Origin of the sequence: Actinomadura sp. KC345 (assembly GCF_004348515.1) — a bacterium.
Lineage (GTDB): Bacteria > Actinomycetota > Actinomycetes > Streptosporangiales > Streptosporangiaceae > Spirillospora.
Window position 1 is genome coordinate 1 of sequence record NZ_SMKH01000541.1, and the last position, 1,949, is coordinate 1,949.

The following is a 1,949-nucleotide window of genomic DNA, read 5'->3' on the forward strand; positions in this document are numbered from 1 at the left end:
GTCCAGCACGGAGGTCGGATACCTCGAACGGTGCTGGCTGGTCTGGGAGGACGCCAGCCGTTCGCTGGCCTCCTTCCGCTCCTCCACCGAGCACGCGCTGACGCTCCGCAACGAGGAGATCGCCGGGCGGACGCCGCGCGGGCGGTTCGACCAGCTCATGGCGGCGGCCAACGACCGCCTGCGCGCCGACGCCGGGCAGCTGCGCGACGAGCTGACCCGGGTGGAGCCGCACGTCACCGCGGAGGTCGCCCCGTTCGACGCGCCGTCCTGGCTGACCTGGCGGCCGCGCGCCGACCTGGCCGAGGGGGTGCTGGTGGGCAGGCTGTCCACCGCCGAACTGCCCGAGCTGCGGATCCCCCTCGTCCTGCGGGTGCCCTGGCGGCGCGGCGTGTGGCTCTCGTCGGGCACGATGCCCGGCGACTCGGCCGCCTTCGCCTGGTCGCTGGCCACCCGCTTCCTGGCCGCCGTCCCACCCGGGCTGGCCGGGCTGGAGGTGATCGACGCCGCGGGACTGTCGGGTGCCGGCTGGCTGCACGGGTTCGACCCGATCACCAGCGTGCGGCTGCTCGGTGGCGGGGTGGCCACCGGGCCGGCGGCGGCCGAGCGGCTCCGGCGCCTGCTCGACCTGGTGGACCTGCGCCGGATCGGCGGCCAGGACGGCGACCTGCCCGCGGCCGGCGGCCCGCCGGTGAGGCTTGTGGTGATCCTCGACGCCGGTGCCGCGCTCGCTGGCGAGCAGGCGCACCAGATCCTGCGCCTGGTCGAGGACGGCCCGCTGGTCGGAGTCCCGGTGCTGCTGGTGGAGACCGACACCCCCGCGGACGAGTCGGTGCGCGTCATGCGGGTCCGGCAGTCCTGCAACAACCTCTCCTCCAGCGAGGGCGCCATCGCCGACTCCTGGGTGGGCGCGGACTGGACGCTCACCCCGGAGACCCTCCCGGACGCGGCAGGCGGCTCGCGCGCCCCGGCCCTGTTCGCCCACGTCCTCGACGCCCACGCCCGCACCATCGCCTCCTACGGCTGAGCGGGCGCGCCGGGACCGGTCGGTAGGGGCGGCGAGGCCGGCCTGGTTCAGGAGCAGCCCTCGAACTGGGGGACGGTGGTGGCGACCTCGAAGCCGGGGGCCGCGAACCACCGGCCCAGCAGGGTCTCGGCCGTTCCGTTCTGGTACATCCCGGTCAGGATCCGGTTGACGGTCTGGCAGCCCTCCAGGTCGCCCTTGCGCAGGCCGATGCCGTACCGCTCGTCGGAGAACGGCGCGTCGACCAGGCCGATGGCGGCCCCGGTGCCCGTGCCGGCGCCCGCCGCGAAGCCGGCGAGGATCAGGTCGTCGCTGGACACCGCGTCCAGGCGCCCGTCGCCCAGCGCCTTCACGCACTCGCTGTAGGAGTTCGCCTTCACCAGCGTGGCCCGTACTTGCAACTGCTCGGTCACCCGCCGCCAGGAGTTGGACCCGGGCACCTGGCAGAGCCTCTTGCCCTCCAGGTCGCGCACCTTCCGGATGGAGCGCTCTCCCTGCCGGACGAGGATGTCCTGGTGCGCGACGTAGTACGGCCCGGCGAAGGTGACCTGGTCCTTGCGTTCGGGGGTGATGGAGTAGGACGCGACCACCATGTCGACCTTGCCCTCCTCCAGGGCGCTCTCTCGTTCGTCCGAGGACAGCGGCTCGAACGTCAGCTCGTCCGGTGAGACCCCGAGCCGCCCCGCGACGTAGGTCGCGACATCGATGTCGAAGCCCTCCAACTCACCGTCTCCGGAGCGCAGGGACAGGCCCGGCTGATCGTCCTTGACGCCGATCACGAGATCGTCCTGGCCGGTGATGGACGCTCCCTCGCCGGCCCCGTGCACCAGCGGCGCCGCCATCAGGGACGCCACCAGGACCAGGACGGCCAGGGCGGCGAGAACGGCCGTGGTGTGGAAGGAGGGGGTGCGGGAGGTGAGGGTGCGGG

Annotated in this window: 1 protein-coding gene and 1 pseudogene; one reads left to right on the plus strand and one right to left on the minus strand. The window is 73.7% G+C overall.

Going from position 1 to position 1,949, the window contains the following annotated elements; translation table 11 throughout:
* Positions 1-1,024, plus strand: a pseudogene (locus E1281_RS39360) (stress protein); the annotation flags it as partial.
* Between the two features lie 47 nt (positions 1,025-1,071).
* Here the strand turns inward: E1281_RS39360 and E1281_RS39365 are convergent.
* Positions 1,072-1,949, minus strand: an 878-nt coding sequence (locus E1281_RS39365) for a glutamate ABC transporter substrate-binding protein (RefSeq protein ID WP_347813342.1), incomplete at its 5' end; no start/stop codon positions are given.